Origin of the sequence: Mesorhizobium sp. M7A.F.Ca.AU.001.01.1.1, from assembly GCF_004022735.1 — a bacterium.
GTDB classification, from domain to species: Bacteria; Pseudomonadota; Alphaproteobacteria; order Rhizobiales; family Rhizobiaceae; genus Mesorhizobium; species Mesorhizobium ciceri.
Genome location: NZ_RZPF01001014.1, coordinates 1 through 1,632, shown reverse-complemented (window position 1 = coordinate 1,632; position 1,632 = coordinate 1). Strand labels below are relative to the sequence as shown.

The following is a 1,632-nucleotide window of genomic DNA, read 5'->3' as shown; positions in this document are numbered from 1 at the left end:
GCGGCCGAGTGGGCCGCGACGACCATCACGCCCGAAGAACTCGATGAATTGGCGAAGCTGAACGGGCTGATGCGCGAATGCGTCGAGAGCAATGTCATGGCTAATTATCTCGGCCTGAACAGGCGCTTCCATTTCACGATGTACCATGCCGCGCGTTCACCTCTCATCCAGCAGATCATCGAGAAATTGTGGCTGCAGGCAGGACCGTTTCTGAACATCGTCCGCTCCGACGTGACCTACGGCCTGGGCCTGGACCATCACGACGAAATGCTCGCGGCGCTGCGTCGCGCCGATGGCGCGGCTGCGCGCAAGGCGCTGGTTGCCGATCTGCGCGAGGCCGCCGACATCATTCTTCGCGCCGCGGCGGCGGCTGAGGCTCAACCTGCGCGCAAACGCCCGGCTTCGGTACGCCGTGATCCGAAGGCGCAGGCGCGGTGATGGGCGGATCCCCGCATGGCCCGGTTCATGTCGAGTTTCGTGGCGTCAGCAAGCGCTACGGGCAGACCGTCCAGGCGGTGCGTCAGCTCGACCTGGAAATCATGCGCGGCGAATTCCTGACGCTGCTGGGGCCTTCGGGATCCGGCAAGACGACGGCGTTGATGATGCTTGCCGGATTCGAGGATACGACCGAGGGCGAAATCCTCATTGACGGTCAGCGCATCGACAACGTTCCCGCCAATCGTCGCGGCATCGGCATGGTGTTCCAGAACTACGCGCTTTTCCCGCACATGACGGTCGCCGAAAATCTGGCTTTCCCACTCGAGGTCCGCAAACTTGGCCGCGAGGAGGTGACGCAACGTGTCAGGAACGTTCTCGACATGGTCCAGTTGCCCGAATTCGGCAACCGGCGTCCGGCGCAGCTTTCGGGTGGGCAGCAACAACGCGTCGCGGTTGCCCGCGCCCTGATCTTCGAACCAAATCTTGTCCTGATGGACGAACCGCTCGGCGCCCTAGACAAGCAACTGCGCGAGCAGATGCAGTTCGAAATCAAGGAAATCCATGCCCGGCTTGGCGTCACGTTCGTTTATGTGACCCACGACCAGACCGAGGCGCTGACCATGTCCGACCGGATCGCGGTGTTCAGCGCCGGCCGCATCGAGCAGCTTTCGACACCACGCGAACTGTATGAGCGTCCGACGGGCAGCTTTGTGGCGAGCTTCATCGGCGAGAACAACCGCATGTCCGGCACCGTGCTTGCCGGCGGTGAAAATGGTGGCGTGGCCGTCCATCTCGACGATGGCGATCTGGTGTTGAACGCCATTTCCCCTGGCGCGACGCCCCCTACGGGCGCCAGGGTGACGCTGTCGATCAGGCCCGAGCGCATGTCCTTATTGCACGAAGGCTCCACCGCCCTCAACGTGATCGCGGCAACCGTCGTTCAGTCCGTCTATGTCGGCGATCACATCCGGCTCGTCGCTGTCACGGCGGGCGGCCTGAAATTCATTGTCAAGCTTGCCGCATCGTCGTCTCGGTCCGAACTCAATGCGGGCGAGGCGGTTCGATTGGGCTGTGGTCGTGAGGATTGCCTCGCTCTCGATAGATAACAACAAAAGGCAGACAAGGGAGAGTTCAACCATGAAGAAATCGCCGAAAGTCGTCATCACCTGTGCGGTCACCGGCTCGATCCACACG

At 62.0% G+C, this 1,632-nt stretch carries 2 protein-coding genes; both read left to right on the top strand.

Translation table 11 applies throughout. The features are described 5' to 3' along the window. On the top strand, window positions 1–438 hold a 438-nt coding region (locus EN884_RS35240), incomplete at its 5' end, for a GntR family transcriptional regulator (protein WP_164895398.1). Continuing rightward, entirely contained in the window at window positions 438–1,544 is a 1,107-nt protein-coding gene (locus EN884_RS35235) for an ABC transporter ATP-binding protein (RefSeq protein WP_063168756.1), read from the top strand. The genes EN884_RS35240 and EN884_RS35235, both read left to right, overlap by 1 nt. The last annotated feature ends 88 nt before the right edge of the window (window positions 1,545–1,632 follow it).